The 1,423-nt window shown below is 71.9% G+C and carries 1 protein-coding gene; it reads right to left on the reverse strand.

Features of this window, described 5'->3' with window-relative positions:
* Nucleotides 1-157: 157 nt before the first annotated feature.
* Complete coding sequence (locus tag ACFV1W_RS40645) at nt 158-1,381, reverse strand: IS4 family transposase (RefSeq protein WP_380422616.1); 1,224 nt, start codon at nt 1,379-1,381, stop codon at nt 158-160.
* Between the last annotated feature and the right edge of the window lie 42 nt (nt 1,382-1,423).

Genomic DNA, 1,423 nt, shown 5'->3' on the forward strand with positions numbered 1-1,423 from the left:
TTAGGTCGCGTCCGCTCTGGTGATCGTGGTGACTGCGGGGGTTGGTGGCGGCCAGTCGCGGTGTTGGGCGCGTTTGAGGGGCCAGTTGGACATCTTGCGTTTGATGACGCGGGGGCAGGTCCGGTGACGGCGCGGAGGTAGCAGGCGTTCGGTGATTTCAGCCAGGGTGCGGGTCAGCGCGCGGGCGAGTCTGCCGGGGGGAAAGCGCCGCCTGGGCGGGGACCTGGCGGCGCACGACCCGCAGACTGCGGGTGAAGGACAGCCGGTCAGGGTCCACACCCTCGTGCAGGGCCGCCTGGTGCATCAGCTGCCGGATCGCGTGGTGGACGAGCAGGAGGCCGTAGACCTCCTGCTCGACGCCCCACGGGTACTTCGAGCGCAGGACGAGCCCGGGGCCGCGCTGGTGGGTCTTGATCTCGTCCAGGGTGGTCTCGATCTCCCAGCGCTGGACGTAGAGCGCGGCCAGCTCGGTGGCCGGCGCCTCCTCGGGGTCGAGGATCGTGGTGATCAGCCGGTAGACGGTGGCCTCGCCGGTGGAGGCGAGGGTGTACTCGACGACGCGAACGGTCACCGGGTTGCGGCGGCTCCTGCGGTCCGGTTCGGCATGGACGGTGCTGAGGTAGGAGCCGTCCGGGAGCGCCTGCACGACGGGCAGGTTCGCGCTCCTGCGCACCCGCCACAGCAGGTCCGCGCCGGTGGCCCGGGCCTGCTGCCACAGCTCGAAGCCGTAGAAGCCCCGGTCCGCCAGCAGCAGCATCCCCTCGCGGAGCCGGTCGAACAGCTGCCGGGACAGGGACTGCTCGCTCGCCGACAGCGGACCGGTGGCGGCGGCGAACATCGCGTGGGTGCCGCACTCGGCCAGCCCCACCACCCGGGCCTGCGGGAACGCGCTCGCTCCACGTCCCGAGACATGGCGGCCGAAGAAGGCCACGTTGGCCTCGGTGTCCGCCAGGTCCAGCGTGGTGCCGTCCACCGCGACCACACGCCAGCGCCGGTACCACGCCCCCGCGGTCCCGGGCACCGCCACCGGCCGGCACACCCGCGCGAACAGCACCCGCAACGGCTCCGGACCCAGACGCCGTCGGGCCCGGCCGATCGCGGCGGTCGTCGGCACCCGCCACGACCGCCGCCCGTCCCCGAGTCCCTCGCCCAGCAGCCGGGCGACCTCCTCGTAGCCCTGCCCGAAGAACAGGCACATCGCCAGCACGAAGTACACGACCACCCGAGCCGGCAGCAGCCGACTGCGCTGCTCGGCCCGCCCGGTCTCCGCGATCACCTCATCGACCAGACCCGGCGGAAACGTCCGGGTCAGCACCCCGATCGCGATCCGATCCGACAACCGCTCACCCGCAGGCGACTTGACCTGCCCCACCCTCGCCACACCACAACCAACGAGGATCGGAGGACAAAGTCACTGGCATTG

This window comes from Kitasatospora sp. NPDC059648 (assembly GCF_042734825.1).
GTDB lineage: Bacteria > Actinomycetota > Actinomycetes > Streptomycetales > Streptomycetaceae > Kitasatospora.